The organism is Echinicola sp. 20G, from assembly GCF_015533855.1.
GTDB lineage: Bacteria > Bacteroidota > Bacteroidia > Cytophagales > Cyclobacteriaceae > Echinicola.
Genome location: NZ_AP024154.1, coordinates 3,127,110 through 3,145,359 on the forward strand (window position 1 = coordinate 3,127,110; position 18,250 = coordinate 3,145,359).

Sequence of the window (18,250 nt, forward strand, 5' to 3'; positions counted from 1 at the left end):
TAAATATCTGGGGTGTTAAACCTTTGGTTAACAGGTGTATAAGTTGTGCGTCATTAAAAGAAACCGAGCAATAGAATATGATAAGACTGATTATTGATAAACTTGGAAGCGGACACCATGACCTCTTTTTGAAAATTGACTTGATGCCGAGTTTTTCGAGAACAGCCGACAGCTACTATTTATTTGACTTTTTGGAAATTGATGATTCAGAAATTGAAAAACAGAAAGTGGATTCCGATTCAATTTTAGCTTTTGGTGCAATAAAACTTATCGACTTTTGGACTGAAAGAATAAAATCAATTGAAAAAGGACAAGTAAAATTTATTCCATTTGACCTTTGGGACGAATACATAGGCGGATTAAGAATTGAGAAAACAAAACTTGGATATGAAGTTAAACTTGTCTCGACTGACAAAATTCATGGATATGGAGTTGATAAGTCAAATCTTGACATGCAGATAGAGCAGAACAAATTGACTTTTAATGAAGATGAAAAAGCAGAATGGTTAATAAGTGAACAGGTACTATTTGACGGACTTGAATGGAGTAAGAACGAATTGAAAAAATAAAGACGAACGCATAACAACACATATAGCTTCAGGCGGGCTGACGGCAGTCCGCAAGGTCTCTACTTATCTGCTATCTTTGGTCACAGCCGACACGATAGCGTTTGTAAAATCCGCCCGAAAGCTTAGCCGGGCCGTTGTAGGTCACTAGTATCAAGGCCGAATATTTCCGAATCAAACCGAATCAACCGAATCAACTTTATCGAATCACAAACGAATATATTCGAATCATTTCGTATCACTCAGCTTTAAAAACCGTATCTTCGAAGAATGGAATCACAAGTTCATTACCTTCGCCTCAGTCTTAATTGGAAATTAATCAACACAATTAGTGAAATTGATCGGTTCGATGCTTCTTGGGCAACTATCGAACGAAAAGAGGGACAAAGCCTCAAACAACTCAAGAATATCGCAACGGTAAGAAGTGTTGGAGCCTCAACAAGAATTGAGGGTTCCAAAATGAGCGATGAAGAAGTTGAAGTGTTACTTAAGAACATTGATATCTCAAAGTTAGAAGATCGCGATTCCCAAGAAGTTGTTGGTTATTTCCAAACACTGGATATTATTTCGGAATCATTCCAAGACATACGAATTGACAAAAGTAGTTTAAAGAATCTCCATAGTATCTTAATGAAACATAGTGAAAAAGATCAATGGCATAAAGGAGATTATAAACAACATAGTAACGCTGTAGAAGCGAATTATCCTGACGGTACAAAACAAATAATCTTTCAGACAAAAGAACCTGGTTTTCCAACTGAAGACGCTATGAATTCATTGTTTGAATGGTATTCTTCTGACAAAGAAACTCACCCACTTGTAAAGTCTGCCTTATTCTCATACGAATTTGTAAGCATCCATCCTTTTCAAGATGGAAATGGAAGATTAAGCAGGCTACTAGCAACCCTTCTCCTTCTGCAAAACGGCTATAGGTGGATTCAATATGTCAGTTTGGAGCATGAAATCGAGAGTCGAAAAAACGAATATTACAGAGTTCTTAGGAGTTGTCAGTCCAACAGACCAAATGAAAATATCAATGAGTGGGTTGTTTTTTTCTTTAGTGCTCTTAAAAATATTCAAGAACAACTAATGAGGAAGCTTGAATCAACAGGAATCGAAGGAAGCTTATCTCCAAGAGAAAAATCAATATTAACATTTATAGGAAATTATGCAGGTTGTAAATCTGGTGAAATTGCTAAAAGACTAGATATTCCAAATCCAACAGTAAAACGTATCTTGACCGATTTAGTAAGCAGAAAACTAATAATCAAACATGGCTCTGGTTCAGGAACGAACTACTCAATAATGTAAAAGACCTACAATAATGGGTGAAAACCATGTTATGTCAAGGGGTCACGAGAGGTTTGTGGTTATTTGGTAGCCCGAGAATTCGAAGAATTCGCTACTTTGAAAACAGAAACGAACTACTACTAAATTACGCTTCCGTTCTGATTCGAAGCGTTGTAAACAATCCGGTACCATATTTAAAACATTTACCTTCAGGGCTAAGGTTTAAGAGGATGTTATAGCTTAGAAATAGTTTGGATGAATTGTGATTTTAAAAGGTTATCAAATGTATTTTTCAATACATTAGTCAGAATTAAATTATGAAAGAAAATCTGAGATTGGATAGAAAAGAAAGTACTACTGAACACCATTACAATCAAATTCGAGGTGAAAAGCCACCTGAATCATTCAAACATGAAGGTTTTGTAAAGTGTAAACTGATTCATTCTAAAGGGAAATCATTTATCGTTCCGGATCTTATTTATTTGATGACAGATGACATTAATTTTGAATGGATTCAGTTTTATTCTTTCCTTCCTTGTATGCTTACAAAGTTTTCTGAAGAAGAGATAATTGGAAGCTTTCCTGTTGATATTTCTTTTGGTCATACCATAAGAATCACTATAACAACGGAATGGCACCAACATAATCTGCCCGACAATTCAAATCTATTCAAATGTCGCATTGAAGGACCAGAGAACATCATGGATTTCACAACAGGTAAAGGGAAATTAATTGATGGAAGCCCCTATATAGAATTGTTTCATCACACCCTTACGGAGTATAAAAATTTGATTGAAGAAAGTTCGTTTTTTAAGTGTTCTGCTTGGAACTATCAAGGAACTAAGGAGTTATCAAACTTTGCATACTGCTACTTTACATCACTTCCAGAAATCATCCAATCCAATGACCTCAAAATGATTGCTATGGCATCAGATGGTAAGGTTCACCTAATTGTTGATGGTAGTGATGAGATTGTGGAAATTGAAGTTTATAGAGAATCCACAAAGAACCGAACAGCAACACTTAAAATGTTGATTGATTCAACTATCATTGAGAACAATCATCTATGGGACCAAGAAACCAATAATGGACAAGTCTATTATGAAAAAAGTAATGCCTTCGTTTACAGAATTGGTGTGGAAGTTGGTAGCACCATCCAATTTGTAAATAAAAGAATTGATCGTCAAGAGTGCATGAAACTTCTAAAATATTTAGTCATAGGTGATGCAAGAACCAAAGAAGGAATTATAGCATCTTTTGACGAGGAAGAAACTGAACAGATTTTTAAGGTTGAATTATTCCCGGACAATAGCACAAACATTCTAAAGTTCTGGTTTGAAAATGGGAACACTGACCTTTACACAAGGAAGGAAATTGAAGAATTAAAAATAAAAAGTAGCTAACAAAACCTATGCGCAATGCCCTTAGAGACACTGCGTATAGCCAAACATATATGGGCAATATAAATAATGGAAAAAGTTTTTAAAGAAATAGAAAAATTCAAGAAATGGGCAGAAGCTTATTCTGAAGTTCCTCAGGATGAACGTGGAGGAGAGTGGGAATGTGATTATTCTGATTGGCCCATTATCTGGAAAGAATTTGAAGATTTTTTTAATGAATGTCATTATTCAAAATGGACTGATAAGGAACTTGCTAACATTCTATATATAATTGCACGAGACAATGAGTGCAATTCCATAATTGAGCTTATTTCTGAAAAACCGGAGACTCTTGAATTTATAGCTAACAAAGGTTTGGACTTTAATAGTCCTGATGCTAAATGGCAAATTGTAGAAATGCTTCACAATCTTCAGAGCCAGCATAATGCAGAACAATTAATCATAAAGTACTTGAAACAGGAAATAGAATATGTTTCTCGTATGGGGATTAAGACATTAGGACGATTAAAATCAAGTTTAACTGAGAAGTATTGCGAGAAAGCTTGGCAATGGAATAAAAATGACCCTATGAGTGAATACCAAAGAATAATGGCTTTGAATGTACTGTTTGAATATGGATCGCCATTAACTTCTAAGTACATCACTTTGGCTAAAGAAGATGGACGTGAATATTTGGTAAGTCAAGCTATTAATATTGAAAATAAAATAAAAGCTGGTAACACTATATAAAATGCATTGAAACGCATTTTGTACTCAATGTCTTAAACAATCAAGTACCAAATAATAAAACATTTACATCAAGGGCAGACGGTTGAAAGGCTATTCTAGCTTAGATATAGTTTTGAGGAATTGTGATTTTAAAAGGTTATTAATTGTATTTTTCAGAACCTTGTTCAGCGTGTAAGGTAACTTGTGAATGATTCATTTTTGGTGTATTTTTACATCAAAAATAATATTATGGCAAGGCAAAGTATCTCATTCACCAAGCCAAACGATGAATGGCTAAAAGAGCAAGTAGACAATAACGAATATTCCAGTAAAAGTGAACTTGTCAATGATTTGATTAGGCAGGCCAGAAAACAACAAGTGGAAATTGACTGGATAAGGGCCAAACTGGAAAAAGCTGAAAATAGCGGCTTTACTGATGAAAGTAAAGACCAAATTTTAAAGCAGTCAAAGTCTTTACTGAATGGCTAACTATAAATTGAGCAATTTGGCCAAAGAGGACTTGATTAGAATTCATCATTACGGAGTCAAGAAATTTGGGATGGCTCAGGCCGACAAATACTTTGAGTCCTTTTTTGAATATTTTGACATTATTGCTCAAAGACCTTTTGCTTTTGAATCTGTTGACTTTATTAAGAAAGGATATCGAAGATGTGTGTGTGGTTCAGACAGTATCTATTACAAAATCACAGATGATATTGTGGAAATAATGACAATTGTAGGAAGACAAGATTTAAAGAATATCCTTTAATTTTCTGGTTAAGAATACCAATTCTAACAATATAGATTGCTTTTGGTTTTTCCCTTCTAATCCGAATTTGCAAAACAGCTTGCTAAATCAGGACATTTTCATTGTAGTAAGGATTAATAAGTCCTTGTCGCAAATGAGAACTATCTGAGCTGTCGGACTAATTTTTTAGCTGTTTTAGTCAATGGAATGGTATCATAGCTATATTTAATAATGAGTAAACGTTGATAATCTTTAACAGAAGAACATGTTCAATTTTTTGAAGTCAAATAAAAAGTATGAACCGCTCAATGGGGAACTAAGAAAGTATTTTGAATACAACTTTTTGTGGTTATTGCAGAAGTTTCCGGAACCAAAAATAGAAGATCGTAAAATATTAACCCCCACATCGGAACACTTTCCCATAAAATGGGACAAAAGCAAGGACAATGCCTTTGACGCTCTTAGGATCATTTGTAAAAACATGCAAATTGACCCGAGTAAAGTGGAACTCAATTTTTTTGATAATGGGCTCAAAGAAATTGATATGGGAACTTCGGTGATTTTTGTGGAGTCTGACCCTGAAAACCCTGAAGCTGCAGGACTATTTCATCACGAAAAGGTAGATGGAAAATACAGCGTTTCACTTGATGAAGTATTATTGGCAAAACCAGACGACTTAATTGCCACAATTGCCCACGAACTTGCGCATGTCAAATTGCTGGGAGAGAAAAAGCTAGATCAAAATGATGAAATGCTCACTGACTTTACGACTGTTTTTTTTGGACTTGGAATTTTTAATGCCAACACGGCATTTCAATTTTATAATCAACCTGACCGTTGGGGATACAGCAATCTAGGCTATCTGAAAATTGACGAATGGGCTTATGCCTTGGCTTTGTTTGCTTTTATACGACATGAAGATGATCCGGAATGGAAGCAGTACCTAAGCAAAACGGTTAAAAAGGACTTTGAAAAATGTCTTCGGTATATGATTGAAAATGAAGAAGAAATTTTCAAGTTTGATGATTATGAGGCTGGAAAAAAGGTGCCCTTTGTGACACTAAGCATAGCCATGATGTCAGGGAATAAAGACACTGTAGAACCAAACTGTTGATTAAAATAATAACTGAAAATATATGGATACGAAATTTAAGGCAGGGATTAATATTGCGATAAAGATTCCTAAAAGTAAATATGAGAAAACAGTTACTTTTTACAGGGATATTTTGAAGTTAGAAGTTGAGGAGATACCTATTCAAAATCCAACAGTTTCGAGAACGCACGAGGTAAAATTCGGAAACAATGTGATTTGGTTGGACTGTGTGGACAATTATACTCATTCTGAAACTTGGTTACAGCTTACTGTCCCAGATGTAGCAATAGCCACGGACTATTTAAGACTAAACGGGGTGGAAACATGTGATGAGCTTGAAGAACTTCCTGAAGATATGCATTGGATCCAAGATCCGGCAGGAACAGTGTTTAACCTTCAGAAGGGAAGCGAAAATCAAGAATAATAACTGTTAATATATGCTGGTCTAATCCATTGTGCCAGTTAGATAAAGATTTTTAATGAGAAAGATCATTAATGCGGAGAGGCCCGAGGGCTAGCGTTAGTTTTATTAAAAAGGATCAAGTAATCTGACCTTCAAGAATCTTAAGTATTGGTACATATTATTCGCATTGTACTTTTACCCAATACCATAGAATGCTTTGTTAGAAAGTTCTATTAATATGAATGACACAGTGTGTTTTACATTTTAAAAGCTCTTTAGGGTTTAATAAAATATAATTTTTAGTGTATTTTTATGAATAAATCAGTGTTGTAGCTGTCTTGTTTTAAAGGTTTGTAGTACGGCTTGCTGATAAAAGGTGAGCAGATGTTTTTTTGTCGTATCGGAATTCCTAAATCATGAACCATGAAGAATTATTTACTATTATTCACCGCATTGGTATTTGTCATTAGTTGCGACAGTGGAGACCAATCTTCCTCCAATACAGCAAAGGTTTATTATGGAGGAGATATCCTGACCATGGTCGGTAAACAGCCACAATATGTCGAAGCGGTGGTGGTAAAGGACAGTGTTATTACTTTTGCAGGAGAGGCAGGGGAAGCGATGGTTCAAGCGGGGAAAGGGCACGCAATGATCGATTTGGAAGGTAGGACTATGTTGCCGGGTTTTATAGATGGACATGCTCATTTTGCAAATTTTTCCTCACAGGCCATTGGAGCACTGCTTTTACCCTCCCCAGACGCCAATGCCAATGACATTCCCACCGTTATTTCGATTTTGAAGGATTGGAATACACCTGAAAACAGGGAATTGACCGGATGGATTTTTGGGACAGGATTTGATGATTCCGTGCTGGAGGAAAAGCGCTTTCCTACCAAACATGACTTGGATGAAGTGAGCACGGAGTTTCCCATTATGATCATCCATATTTCCGGCCACTTTGCCGTAGTCAATTCAAAAGGTTTGGAAGTATTGGGGATTACCTCAGAGACTACCAATCCAGAGGGTGGGTTGATCAGAAGAGAACAAGGCTCCAATGAACCCAATGGCGTATTGGAGGAGCTGGCTGCAATCCCCCACATGTTGAAAGCATTGACGCCAAAAAGCGATGAGGCTTCCCTGAAATTTTTCAATGCCGGTCAAGATATGGCGCTTGCTTATGGCTATACTACAGCTCAGGAAGGCCGGGCCATGCAAAACCATGAATTATTGGCCAAGATGGCAGATGCAGGAAAGCTGAAGCTGGATGTGGTGAGTTATATCGATTATGCCTTTGTGGATCAGTATATGGGCAGTAAGTGGAACAGTAAAGATTACCTAAAGCACTACAGGATCGGAGGGATGAAAGTGACCTTGGACGGCTCTCCCCAGGGAAGGACAGCTTGGAGAAGTACTCCCTATTTAGTTCCGCCAGATGGGGCAGGGGCTGATTATTCAGGCTATCCTGCTATCCCCAATGATGAAGACCTAACTGCCATTTATGAAAAGGGGTTGAGGCACAATTGGCAAACTTTGACCCATTGTAATGGGGATGCGGCTATGGATCAGATGATTCGCACCCTCGGTCCATTATTTGAAAAATATGGCAAAGAGGATCGACGATACGTGCTGATTCATGGGCAATACATCCGAGGAGACCAATTGGAGGAGTTTAAAAAGTTAAATGTATTGGCATCACTGTTCCCTTTGCATACATTTTATTGGGGAGACTGGCATAAAGAGCTCATAGGTGATTCATTAGGGAATAAGATCAGCCCTACCCGGACCGCGCTGAATCTTGGGCTTCCTTTGACTATCCATACAGATGCTCCAGTGGCTTTACCCAACTTGATGCGGGTGGTTTGGACGGCTTCCAGCAGAACATCACGATCGGGAGATATTATTGGGGAAGAAGAAAGATTAACTCCTTATGAGGCCTTGAAAGCCATCACGGATTGGAGTGCCTATCAGCATTTTGAAGAAAACAGCAAAGGTACCCTGGAAGCGGGGAAGCTTGCAGATATGGTTGTTTTGGACAAAAACCCCTTAAAAGTTCAAGTGGATGAGATCAAGGATATCCAAGTCTTGGAAACGATAAAAGAAGGAATGTCGGTTTATTTGAAGGAGTAATTGCCTCAAGAAAGCAGCCCTCATCTCCAATAGATTAACTAAAGCTGATGATAAAGGAGAATAATTTTTTTAAACAGACAAAAAAGAAGAAATTCCCATTTCTTTCCAGATTTCATTAACACTTTTACCGAGTGAAAATATTAGTAATTGAAGACGAGGTTTTATTACAGCAGAGCATCAAGGAATCTTTGGAAAAGGAAAGTTTCTTGGTCGAAACGGCCAATGATTTCTATGCTGCCATGGATAAAGTGTTTGTCTATGATTACGACTGTATTTTACTGGACATCATGTTGCCCAATGGAAGTGGGCTGGATATTTTAAATGAATTAAAAGAGGCTGGAAAAAGTGAAAATGTCATCATTATTTCTGCCAAGGATTCATTAGATGATAGGATAAAAGGCCTGGAGTTGGGAGCTGATGATTATTTGACTAAACCATTTCATTTGAGCGAACTCAATGCCCGGGTGAAAGCTGTTTTGCGCCGTAAGCACCTGCAAGGCAACAGGGCCATCAGCTTAGCCAATTTGGAGTTGGATTTTGAGGACAGGACACTTTTAGTGGACGGTAAAGCAGTGTCGCTCAATCGCAAGGAATTTGATATCCTCAATTATTTTTTATTGAATAAGAACCGCTTGGTCAACAAAACTGCTTTGGCCGAGCATGTTTGGGGAGACAATAGTGACCAGGCTGATAGCTTTGACTTTGTCTACTACCAGATCAAAAACCTGCGCAAAAAATTGCAAGAATGTGGTGCGCATATTGAAATAGAATCTGTGTATGGAGTAGGATATAAACTGGTTCAAAAATGAAGCTGCTCAATCAATCCCTGAAGTATTTGTCATTGTCCATTTTGATGATCGTGACGATTTGGTCAGTAATATTTTACCTGAACATGCTCAGCGAAATCAAAAGTAGTATCGATGAAGGGCTGGAAAATTACAAGCGACTGATCATCCTCAATGCAGCAGAGGACTCTACTATTTTGACCAAGAAATACTTTGACGAAAGTTTTTTTACCATCCAAAAAATCAGCAAGGAACAAGCCTTGTCGACCAAAGATCGGTATTTCGACACGGAGCTTTATATGCAGGATGCAGATGATCAGGCACCGGAAGTGGAGCCGGTCAGGATGTTGACCACTGCTTTTGAAATGAATGGTTCCTATTATGAATTGAAAGTGGCCAATTCAATGGTGGAAGAAGATGACCTGATCCAAGAGTTGTTGTGGGATGTGGTTTGGCTCTATTTGGTGTTGATCTTAGGGGTTATAATTATCAATAATATTGTGTTAAGAAGTTTGTGGAAACCCTTTTATGATTTTTTACAGCAACTTAAGAATTATCGCTTGGGTAGAAGTAAGCAGTTTCCTGAAGTTCAGACACAGACACGGGAATTTGTGGACTTGCAGGAAGCTGTCAATACCTTGCTTAAGCATAGTGTTGCTACTTTTGAGCAGCAAAAGGAATTCATAGGAAATGCTTCCCATGAACTGCAAACACCGTTGGCAGTGGTCAGCAATAAACTGGAACTCATGCTGGAAGAGGAAAATCTCTCCGATTCTCAAGTTGAAAATGTAGCTGAGATCTTTCAGACCATTCAGCAACTGGTTCGTTTGAACAAAACACTGTTGTTGCTTTCGAAAATAGACAATAAGCAGTTTTTGGAGAATGATAGTGTTGCGATGCATGAGGTTATCAGTGTCAATATTGAAAAGTTGATTGATTTTTCAGCATTTAAAAATATCGCTGTTTCCTCTAGCGAAATGGAGCCTATTGCTGTTCAGATGGACTTTTCTTTGGCCAATATTGTCGTGGCCAACCTACTTAAGAATGCTATTTTTCATAACCACGAGAAGGGAAAGGTAAATGTTTCCCTAAAGGCTGGGGTATTCAGCATAGCAAACACAGGCAATCCTAACACCTTGGATGTAGAAAAAATATTTCAGCGCTTTCAGAAATTTGATTCAAAGTCCAAAGGAGCTGGTTTAGGTTTGGCCATTGTCAAGGCCATCTGCGAGCTTTATGGGTTTAAAGTAAGCTATAGGTTTGAAAATGGCCTGCACCTTTTTGAAGTAAATTTTAATACAAACTGAGTGAAAACCTAGTATTCCCAAGTCTTTCCAGAATCGTCCATTTGCTTTGAGGTATAAACTAAAAAACATACTTATGAAAAAGCAAATTCTATTTCTCGCAGCATGCATGGCCTATGGCTTTACTCAAGCACAGGATATTGTTTCCGGTCAGGTTCCATCCCTTATTCTGAATGCATTTACCACAACCTATCCTAAGGCATCCGATGTGGAGTGGGAGAAAGAAATGAAATTCTACAAGGTGGAGTTTGAAACGGGTTGGAATAGGGATCACGAAATTTGGTATGATGAGACTGGAGAGATGATCAAACATCAAGAAGATATTTCTGTAGGGGAGTTGCCAGAAGCAGTGAACAACATCATCAATACAGACTTTAAGGGATATGGTATTGATGATTTGGAGCGTATCACCAGCAAGGATCAGGTGGTCTATAAAATGGAGCTCAATTCACTCCTGCAGCAGGACTATGATTTGGTAGTAGACGCCAAAGGAAATGTTCTCAGTAAAATGGTCGATTAAGGGTGGGGAAGATGAAGAGGATTCTGTTCTTAAGCCTTTTGGTTTTTGTCGCGTATGAATCATGTTTTGGCCAGATTTCTCCACCTGGACTTGGAGAAATCAATAGTTCTGAGTGGTTTGCCATTGGCGCAAAACAACGCTTAAACCAAGATAAGTCATGGATGTCCATGACTTATCTTGGAGTGGGGCGGACGAGTACACCAGATGACTTCAACCCTTTGAAGAGATCGGGAATTTATGTGATCAATGAAGAAGTGACTCATCATTTCAAAAAGCATTGGAAATATGCTTTGGCATTGAGTTATAGGTGGCAGGACATGTACCAATCTACGGAGCCATTTGAACCTAATGAGCCCAGAGCACGCCAAGAAATAAGAAGCTATGGCAGGCTTTCGTACCTGACAACGATCCGGAAAATGGTATTTGAATTGACTTATAGACCTGAAATGAGGTTGTTCTACAATCCTGATTTTTCCAGGTATGATAAAAAGGCACAGTTTAGGTCAAGGTTTCGGAGTAAAATATCCATTCCTATTGATGCCAATCATACACAAAAATTGAGCTTGAGCACAGAAGTATTGTTCTCCACTACCAAGCAAGAGGACTGGGACAACTTTAGGTATAAGGAAAGCCGTTTCTGCATTTTTTATTCGGTGACCGTGCCAGGAAAAAAGATCACTTTTGACATTGGTTATATGAATAATCTATTGGGAAAACCAATTTATAAGGACAGTCATTATTTGGCTTTTGATGTGGTGTTTAACGATCCATTTGGAAAGAAGTAATATGGTTCTAAAAAGGGGCGCTTATGGAAATCAGGTGAATAAAAGTAAAAGGCGGAAAGTCCTTGATAGGATTTCCGCCTTTTTGATTCAATGGGCTTGAAGCCCGGCATGTATGTAGTGCTAATGCTTGTTTTGCTTAATTAGTTTCCTTCAGCAATTCTTTTACAGCTGTTCCCAACTGTGGATCGATCCCTTGAAGGAAATCATTATATGGTAAAGGAACCAAGATGTCTGGTTCTAGCTCCTTGTTTTCAGTTACTTCACCATCAGTGCCAATAGTGCCGATCATAGGAATCCCAAAAATGATACTTGGATCAATTTGGCGCTCCCACCAAACAGCAGTACCGGTGCCCGCTACAGGCATTCCCACCAGTTTACCAATTCCATTTTGCTTGTAAATGTAAGGGAAGATAAAGGCATCGCTATAGTTTCCTTCACTCATCAGCACAATGCTAGGTTTGGTCCATCTGGCCATAGGCTCTCCACCTTTTACTTTTTCGCCTTGAGGAGAGAATTCCAAGTAAGTCTTGCCACTCAAGAAGGTGTTCAGGTCATCATGCAACCAACCACCGCCGTTGAATCGGGTGTCGACCACTAAGGCTTTTTTGTCCATGTGTCTGCCCAAAACAGTCTCATAAACCTCTCTGAAACTGCCATCATTCATGCCCCTAACGTGAACATAACCCAATTGGCCATTGCTTAGGGAATCTACCATTTCTTCCATGGTTTTGGTCCAGCGCTTGTACATCAACTGGCTTTCTTCGCCCATAGAAGTAGGCTGTACAGTTTGTTCATAACTTTCCTTGCCTGACTTGATGTTCAAGACAATTTTCTTTCCACTGATATTGGTCAGGTACTTGTTCCAGTTTTCATCCTTACCAATTTCCTCTCCATTGATGGCTGTAATAATATCACCTGCTTTGACTTTGCTTTGTGCCACATCCAATGGCCCAGCAGCAATAACTTCACTGATTTTTATTCCAGCTCCAGTGAAGGTTTCATCATAAAGCAATCCCAGCGAAGCGGTCACATCACCATCAGACTGACTGGCATAGTAGCGGCCTCCGGTGTGCGAAGCATTGAGCTCACCCAAAAACTCACTCAATAGCTCTTGGAAGTCATAATTGTTGTTGATATGTGGAAGAAATTTACCATACTCTTTATGGTACATGTCCCAGTCAATTCCATGAAGTGTTGGGTCATAGAATTTCTTCTTAACCTGTCTCCAAGCATGATCAAATATATATTCCCTTTCTCCAGCTTTGTCCAACTTCATGTCACCATCGATAGAGATGTTAGTGACTTTACCGCTTTTGGCATCCACTTTTACAGGTCTTCCTCTATTGCTCATATACAGGGTTCCGCCATCCTCACTGATTTCGATCCCACTTGGAGAGCCGCCCATTTTCGCGAGTATTTTTGTGCTGTGGGTACGTGGCTCGGTCACCCAAAGGTCATACCCTTTTTCAAAGGAGGATAGGTAATAAACCTTACTACCATCTTTATTGAGGGCATAGTCACTGATGCTGGAGCTGTTGATGGTTAATTTTACCTTTCTATTGTCCAGGTTTTTAAGGTCAAGTTTTAATGTTTCTTTTTCCGCTTTGTCATCCTCTTTTTTCTTGTCCTTACTGTCTTTCTCCTTTTTATCTTCTTCTTTCTTCTCTTCTTTTTCCAGGTCTTCCAATAGCTTGAAATCATTTTTGCTCATGGCATAGCGATCATAAGCTTCTTGGTCAAAGAAAACAGCGTAAATATCATATTCTCGGCTGCCTTGGTTGGCCAATGACTTTCTGCCTTCCTTACTGCTCAGGTAAGTCATCATCTTGCCCTCCATGGCCCATTTGGCACGGTTCTCACCAAATCCACTGTTGATAGGATATTGGATTTCTCCTGAACCATCAGCTTTGATCAATGCGGTATTTTGGCTGAACATGTATCCTTTTTCATCATCAACCAATAACCACTTACTGTCAGGACTCCACTTGTATCCCCAGTCACCATCGCTGTAAGAGTGATTGTGGCCTTCGGGTAAGATTGTAATGGTTTTTTTACTGTCTACATCATAAATTTTCAAGATGTTTCTTTCTTCCACAAAGGCGATTTTTTTGCCGTCAGGAGAATAGGTAGCTTGGAATTCTTCCGAAGCTGTCGCAATCAAAGGTTCGGTGGTCAGAATGGTGGAAGCAAAGAAGTATTTTTCTTCAGGCCTCCTTAGTGTGGCTTTGTAAACATTCCAGCTACCATCTTTTTCTCCGGAATAGATCAGGGATTTTCCATCAGGTGACCATTCTACCATTCGCTCTTGCTCAGGAGAGTTGGTGATATTTTTGGTTCTTGCATCTTCAATTCCGGTTACGAAAACCTCTCCACGGTTGACGAAAGCAATTTCTTTTCCGTTGGGGCTAACGGCAAACTCAGAAACATTGTTGATGTCCACGTTTTTGATGGCTTCGAAAGCAGCGTCATCCATTACCTGAACTGCCAACTTTGTAGGCTTAGCGCCATCAGTCAAGGTGTAGATTTCGCCTTTCCAGGTAAATGCAATTTTATTGTCCTTGGAAATACTTAAGTGTCTAACCGGAAAATCTTTGAAAGTAGTTAATTGAACATCTGCATTGCCTGCTAAAGAGCCCTTGTAGAGGTTTTGGGTGCCATCTTTTTCGTTCAGATAATAATAATTGTCACCATTAGCTGAAAAGACAGGCTCTCTATTTTCTCCTTGGAAGCTAGAAAGCTGTTGGTAATTTTCCTCTTTTACGTCGTACAACCAAATGTCCCGGCTAACAGCAGAAGTATGGTGCTTTCTCCAGGGGTCTTCATAGCCTTTTCTGTCCTGAAAGACCAATTGGCTTCCATCAGCATTAAAGTGGGCCTCTTCTGCACCGGCTGCCGTTAACAAAATGGCTCTTCCTCCTTGGGTAGGGATGGTGTAAAGGTTTTGCCAATAGCCCGTTCCCGGAAACCGGACACTTTCTGCTGGTGCAGCTCTGCCACTTCCAAACAGCACCCTTTTATTATCTGTGGTGAAATCATAAGGGTAATCATTGGCGCTGTTGAAGGTCAGACGGGTGGGGGTGCCACCCGTAGAGGGCATGGTAAAGACGTCAAAATTCCCGAACCGGTTGCTGGCAAAGGCTATGGTCTTACCATCATGGCTCCATACTGGACGCACATCATGGTAGTCGCTTGTGGTAATGGGAACAGCAGCTCCGCCTTCAGCATCTACTCTATATAGATTGCCCATATAACCGAAAATGATGGTTTTTCCATCGGGGGATATGGATGGATACCTCATCCATTTGGCATTTTCTTGGGCGAATAACACTGCAGATATAAAAAGAAGCGCTATCACCGAAAAGATTTTTTTCATTTGGTCCAAAGTTTTTAATCTGGGTTGATTTAATTAAACAGATACTAATGTACAAAATAGGAGAATGTGCCAAGAAGAGTATTCCTTGAGCGGTCGATACCGGAAACGCGAAGCTATGAGTAAATACCTAAATTTATTTAGTGCAATAGTGTTGCGAATATAGTTTTGCTTTTAATGAAAAACAAACCAGTTTTTAAGTTAAGGGAGATAGGATTATGAATTTAAATTAGTTAGGTTCTTATTTTAAAGCTCAAAAACTTAACCTAAGCATAAACATTTATATAATTGCTAAAGGCTTCCGACCTCTAATTTTGTGCTTTTAAAAACGAATCCCAGTAAAGGGATAAATGGAGGAAGTTTCCTCTGTTCTTCTTATTGAACTATGGTGTAAATTAAGCGCAACAAATAAAGCATTTATGAAAATCAAACCCATTATAGGATTATTCATTTTGTTCTGGCCTTTAGTTGGCTTTGGGCAAGAGGAAACGTTTTTTAAACTTCATTCCCACAATGATTATTTGCAGGAAGTCCCTTTTTGGACTGCCTACGCTAACAATTGTGCTTCCATTGAAGTGGATGTCATTTTAATAAATGGAAGATTGATGGTAGCTCATGAAGAAGAATCTATTGAAGACGGTAAAACCTTGGAGAGTCTTTACCTTGAACCTATCAGGCAAGCCAAAAAGTTGGAGATAGGGCCCGGCTTAGACTTTCAGCTATTGGTAGATCTCAAGACGGAAGCATCGGCCACTATGCCTGTTCTAATGGATATATTGGGAAAATATGAAGATGTATTGGCCAATGGCGACCAAGGAGTACAAGTGGTCGTATCCGGGAATAGACCTCAAATAGTAGATTATAAGAATTATTCTGATTTGGTGCTTTTTGACTACCAAAGCACGGATTTGTCTGCTGATTTACCTTGGGAGAAGATCGCTTTAGTAAGTTTACCTTACAGGAGTATGTCTGTTTGGAATGGGAAGGGAAGGATAGTTGAAGAAGAGCTTCAAAAGCTAAAATCGGTAATCACAAAAGTTCATGAAGCGGGTAGGCCTATCCGCTTTTGGGGTGCACCAGATAGCAAATCTGCTTGGAAGGCTTTTTATGACCTGGGCATTGATTACATCAACACGGATATGCCCTTTGAGGCAAATCAATACCTAAACTCGCTCAAAGGTAATGTAGTAACCAGTACACATAGGCACGAAATATACTATCCTGAATTTAAATCCGACGGCGTGGATATGCCTATCAGGAATGTTATTTTGATGATTGGTGACGGCAATGGCTTGGCACACATTTCCGCAGGGATGTACGCAAACGGAAATAAACTTAATTTGACCCAGCTTAGGCATATTGGCTTGGTAAAAACACAGTCTTCCGATGATTTCACCACAGATTCAGCAGCTGGGGCAACAGCATTGGCAACAGGCCAAAAAGCCAATAACAGGGCCATTGGTTTTTCTACTGATGGAAAAGCCTTACAGAGTATTCCTGAAATATTAAGTACTTATAACTTTAGCGCGGGAATTGTGACGACGGATAATGTGACAGGCGCATCTCCTGCTTCGTTTTATGCTCATCAGAAAGACCGAAGTATGATAAAGGGCATTGCATCAGATTTGAGCAAAAGCCAATTGGACTTGTTTGTAGGTGGAGGAAAAATTGACTTTCTGACTCAAGGTAGAGATTTGATATCTCCGCTGGAGGAAGCAGGATTCCATTTAGCTGGTTCATTGGAGGAACTTTCTACTAGTGATGCAGATAGAGTAGGTTATTTTGGGAGTAATCAAGAATTGCCAACAATAGAAAAAGGAAGAGCTGGTTTTTTATTGAAAGCTACAGATCAGTCACTAAGCTTTCTTTCCGAGAAGGAACGTCCTTTCTTTTTGATGATCGAGGGAGCCAAGATCGACACAGGGGGACATCTTAATGAGGCAAAAACGGTAGTTGAGGAGGAATTGGATTTTGATGAAGCGATAGGAAAGGTATTACAGTTTGCCGATGAAAATCCTGGGACCTTAGTCTTGATTACGGCTGACCATGAAACAGGAGGCGTAACACTACCTCAAGGGAATTTGGAAAGAGGGGAGGTGGAATTGAATTTTGATACCCATGACCATACTGGGATTTTGGTGCCATTGTTTGCCTATGGTCCCCATGCCAATGAATTCACTGGGGTATATGAAAATACGGCTGTTTTTAAAAAACTGATGAAGTTGATCAAGCAATATTATGAGCACTAAGCCAATTGTTGGTGTCGCTCACACCAAGCAGTGATCAGCTCTTCTTTTTTATTGGTGTATTTGTGGAAGTCAATGAAGATGGGACTCTTTTTTATGGTTCTGAGTATGATCCAGTCTTTGCCTTCTGCTTCTATGGTACTTCCTGATAAATCCTCAACTGTATTTCCCAGTCCATTGCAATAATGATCGAAGATGGTTTTTCCAATGTTTGACATAGTAAGTTGGTGTTAATGGTCAAGAAAAAAGTGGTATTCGATAAACGTAAAACACAATAAATTGGTTACTGAACTATCAAAATACCCAAGAATTCGTTTTGCCAAAATAAAGTTTAAAGCCACAAGCCATCTTCATAAAGGAGTTCAAACGTTGTCCAGAAAAGGTCTTTTGGTCTTGATTTTATCAAAAGAGGTATTGAGTCAATATCTTTACCCAATTTTACTACTTCTACCTTAGGAATATTTTTTTCAGAAGAAAAATATACAAATAACCAATTATTATAAAATTGAAATAAGCCGACCCACTTCTCCGTAACCGAAACCATAATACTCATGCCTAGTTCTATAGTGGGTTCTCCCAATGCTCCCCTTACTATATGATAGTTTGACAATTCATGTATAAGAATAGTTTGAGGGGGGTGCTCAATGATATTTGCCAATTGACACAATTGGTCTTTTTCAAATGCCTGAACCGTTCGCTTTGTGGACGATTGGAAGTTTCTAAAAAGCAAACTAAAGTAATCTTTGTTTACTTTGGGGTGATTTTTCTTTGACATGCTACGGTGATTAACTTTTATTAAACAAAGTGTAGAATAAATATGTTTAAATGTTTTTGTTGTTTTAGGTTGGGCGGGTGTACAGTGTTTTAGGTGGTTGAAATTCAGGAGTATATTTCTTCTTGAGCTA

At 38.9% G+C, this 18,250-nt stretch carries 17 protein-coding genes; 14 read left to right on the top strand and 3 right to left on the bottom strand.

Annotated features, from left to right (window positions below):
* Window positions 1-77: 77 nt before the first annotated feature.
* The 13 genes from JL001_RS12920 to JL001_RS12980 all read left to right on the top strand — a co-directional run bounded on the left by JL001_RS12920 (window position 78) and on the right by JL001_RS12980 (window position 11,729).
* Window positions 78-569 (top strand): hypothetical protein, encoded by a 492-nt coding sequence (locus JL001_RS12920; RefSeq protein ID WP_200976547.1) that lies wholly within the window; start codon window positions 78-80, stop codon window positions 567-569.
* A gap of 267 nt (window positions 570-836) precedes the next feature.
* Entirely contained in the window at window positions 837-1,877 is a 1,041-nt protein-coding gene (locus tag JL001_RS12925) for a Fic family protein (protein ID WP_200976549.1), read from the top strand.
* Window positions 1,878-2,173: 296 nt separating this feature from the next.
* A complete protein-coding gene (locus tag JL001_RS12930; protein ID WP_200976555.1) occupies window positions 2,174-3,259 on the top strand; it encodes a hypothetical protein in 1,086 nt (361 codons plus the stop codon).
* A 66-nt stretch (window positions 3,260-3,325) separates the two neighbouring features.
* Window positions 3,326-3,985, top strand: a complete 660-nt coding sequence (locus JL001_RS12935) for a hypothetical protein (RefSeq protein WP_200976558.1) — start codon at window positions 3,326-3,328, stop codon at window positions 3,983-3,985.
* A gap of 228 nt (window positions 3,986-4,213) precedes the next feature.
* Window positions 4,214-4,453 (top strand): CopG family transcriptional regulator, encoded by a 240-nt coding sequence (locus JL001_RS12940; protein ID WP_200976559.1) that lies wholly within the window; start codon window positions 4,214-4,216, stop codon window positions 4,451-4,453.
* On the top strand, window positions 4,446-4,733 hold the full coding sequence (locus tag JL001_RS12945) for a type II toxin-antitoxin system RelE/ParE family toxin (protein ID WP_200976561.1): 288 nt from the start codon (window positions 4,446-4,448) through the stop codon (window positions 4,731-4,733). The genes JL001_RS12940 and JL001_RS12945 overlap by 8 nt, the downstream gene beginning before the upstream one ends.
* Window positions 4,734-4,977: 244 nt before the next feature.
* The gene (locus JL001_RS12950; RefSeq protein ID WP_200976563.1) at window positions 4,978-5,826 is read left to right on the top strand and encodes a hypothetical protein; all 849 of its coding nucleotides are present in this window, start codon (window positions 4,978-4,980) and stop codon (window positions 5,824-5,826) included.
* Between the two features lie 22 nt (window positions 5,827-5,848).
* Window positions 5,849-6,229 carry a hypothetical protein gene (locus JL001_RS12955; RefSeq protein ID WP_200976565.1) on the top strand — a complete coding sequence of 127 codons (381 nt, stop codon included), beginning with the start codon at window positions 5,849-5,851 and terminating at the stop codon, window positions 6,227-6,229.
* Between the two features lie 402 nt (window positions 6,230-6,631).
* Window positions 6,632-8,335 carry an amidohydrolase gene (locus tag JL001_RS12960; RefSeq protein WP_200976567.1) on the top strand — a complete coding sequence of 568 codons (1,704 nt, stop codon included), beginning with the start codon at window positions 6,632-6,634 and terminating at the stop codon, window positions 8,333-8,335.
* Between the two features lie 131 nt (window positions 8,336-8,466).
* Window positions 8,467-9,144: a response regulator transcription factor gene (locus tag JL001_RS12965; RefSeq protein WP_200976569.1), complete on the top strand. Its 678-nt coding sequence runs from the start codon at window positions 8,467-8,469 to the stop codon at window positions 9,142-9,144.
* The gene (locus tag JL001_RS12970; RefSeq protein ID WP_200976571.1) at window positions 9,141-10,427 is read left to right on the top strand and encodes a cell wall metabolism sensor histidine kinase WalK; all 1,287 of its coding nucleotides are present in this window, start codon (window positions 9,141-9,143) and stop codon (window positions 10,425-10,427) included. Before JL001_RS12965 ends, JL001_RS12970 begins: the two co-directional genes overlap by 4 nt.
* A 73-nt stretch (window positions 10,428-10,500) precedes the next feature.
* The gene (locus JL001_RS12975; RefSeq protein ID WP_200976579.1) at window positions 10,501-10,944 is read left to right on the top strand and encodes a PepSY-like domain-containing protein; all 444 of its coding nucleotides are present in this window, start codon (window positions 10,501-10,503) and stop codon (window positions 10,942-10,944) included.
* Window positions 10,945-10,955: 11 nt separating this feature from the next.
* Window positions 10,956-11,729: a DUF2490 domain-containing protein gene (locus JL001_RS12980; protein WP_200976581.1), complete on the top strand. Its 774-nt coding sequence runs from the start codon at window positions 10,956-10,958 to the stop codon at window positions 11,727-11,729.
* Window positions 11,730-11,865: 136 nt separating this feature from the next.
* Here the strand turns inward: JL001_RS12980 and JL001_RS12985 are convergent, their stop codons facing one another.
* The gene (locus JL001_RS12985; RefSeq protein ID WP_200976583.1) at window positions 11,866-15,102 is read right to left on the bottom strand and encodes a S41 family peptidase; all 3,237 of its coding nucleotides are present in this window, start codon (window positions 15,100-15,102) and stop codon (window positions 11,866-11,868) included.
* Between the two features lie 416 nt (window positions 15,103-15,518).
* Here JL001_RS12985 and JL001_RS12990 point away from each other — a divergent pair, with 416 nt between their 5' ends.
* Complete coding sequence (locus JL001_RS12990; protein ID WP_200976585.1) at window positions 15,519-17,348, top strand: alkaline phosphatase; 1,830 nt, start codon at window positions 15,519-15,521, stop codon at window positions 17,346-17,348.
* Here JL001_RS12990 and JL001_RS12995 read toward each other — a convergent pair.
* Both JL001_RS12995 and JL001_RS13000 read right to left on the bottom strand, forming a co-directional pair.
* Entirely contained in the window at window positions 17,345-17,563 is a 219-nt protein-coding gene (locus tag JL001_RS12995) for a hypothetical protein (RefSeq protein ID WP_200976587.1), read from the bottom strand. The two genes, JL001_RS12990 and JL001_RS12995, sit on opposite strands and share 4 nt — an antisense overlap.
* A gap of 113 nt (window positions 17,564-17,676) precedes the next feature.
* Window positions 17,677-18,120 carry a hypothetical protein gene (locus JL001_RS13000; RefSeq protein ID WP_200976589.1) on the bottom strand — a complete coding sequence of 148 codons (444 nt, stop codon included), beginning with the start codon at window positions 18,118-18,120 and terminating at the stop codon, window positions 17,677-17,679.
* Window positions 18,121-18,250: the final 130 nt, after the last annotated feature.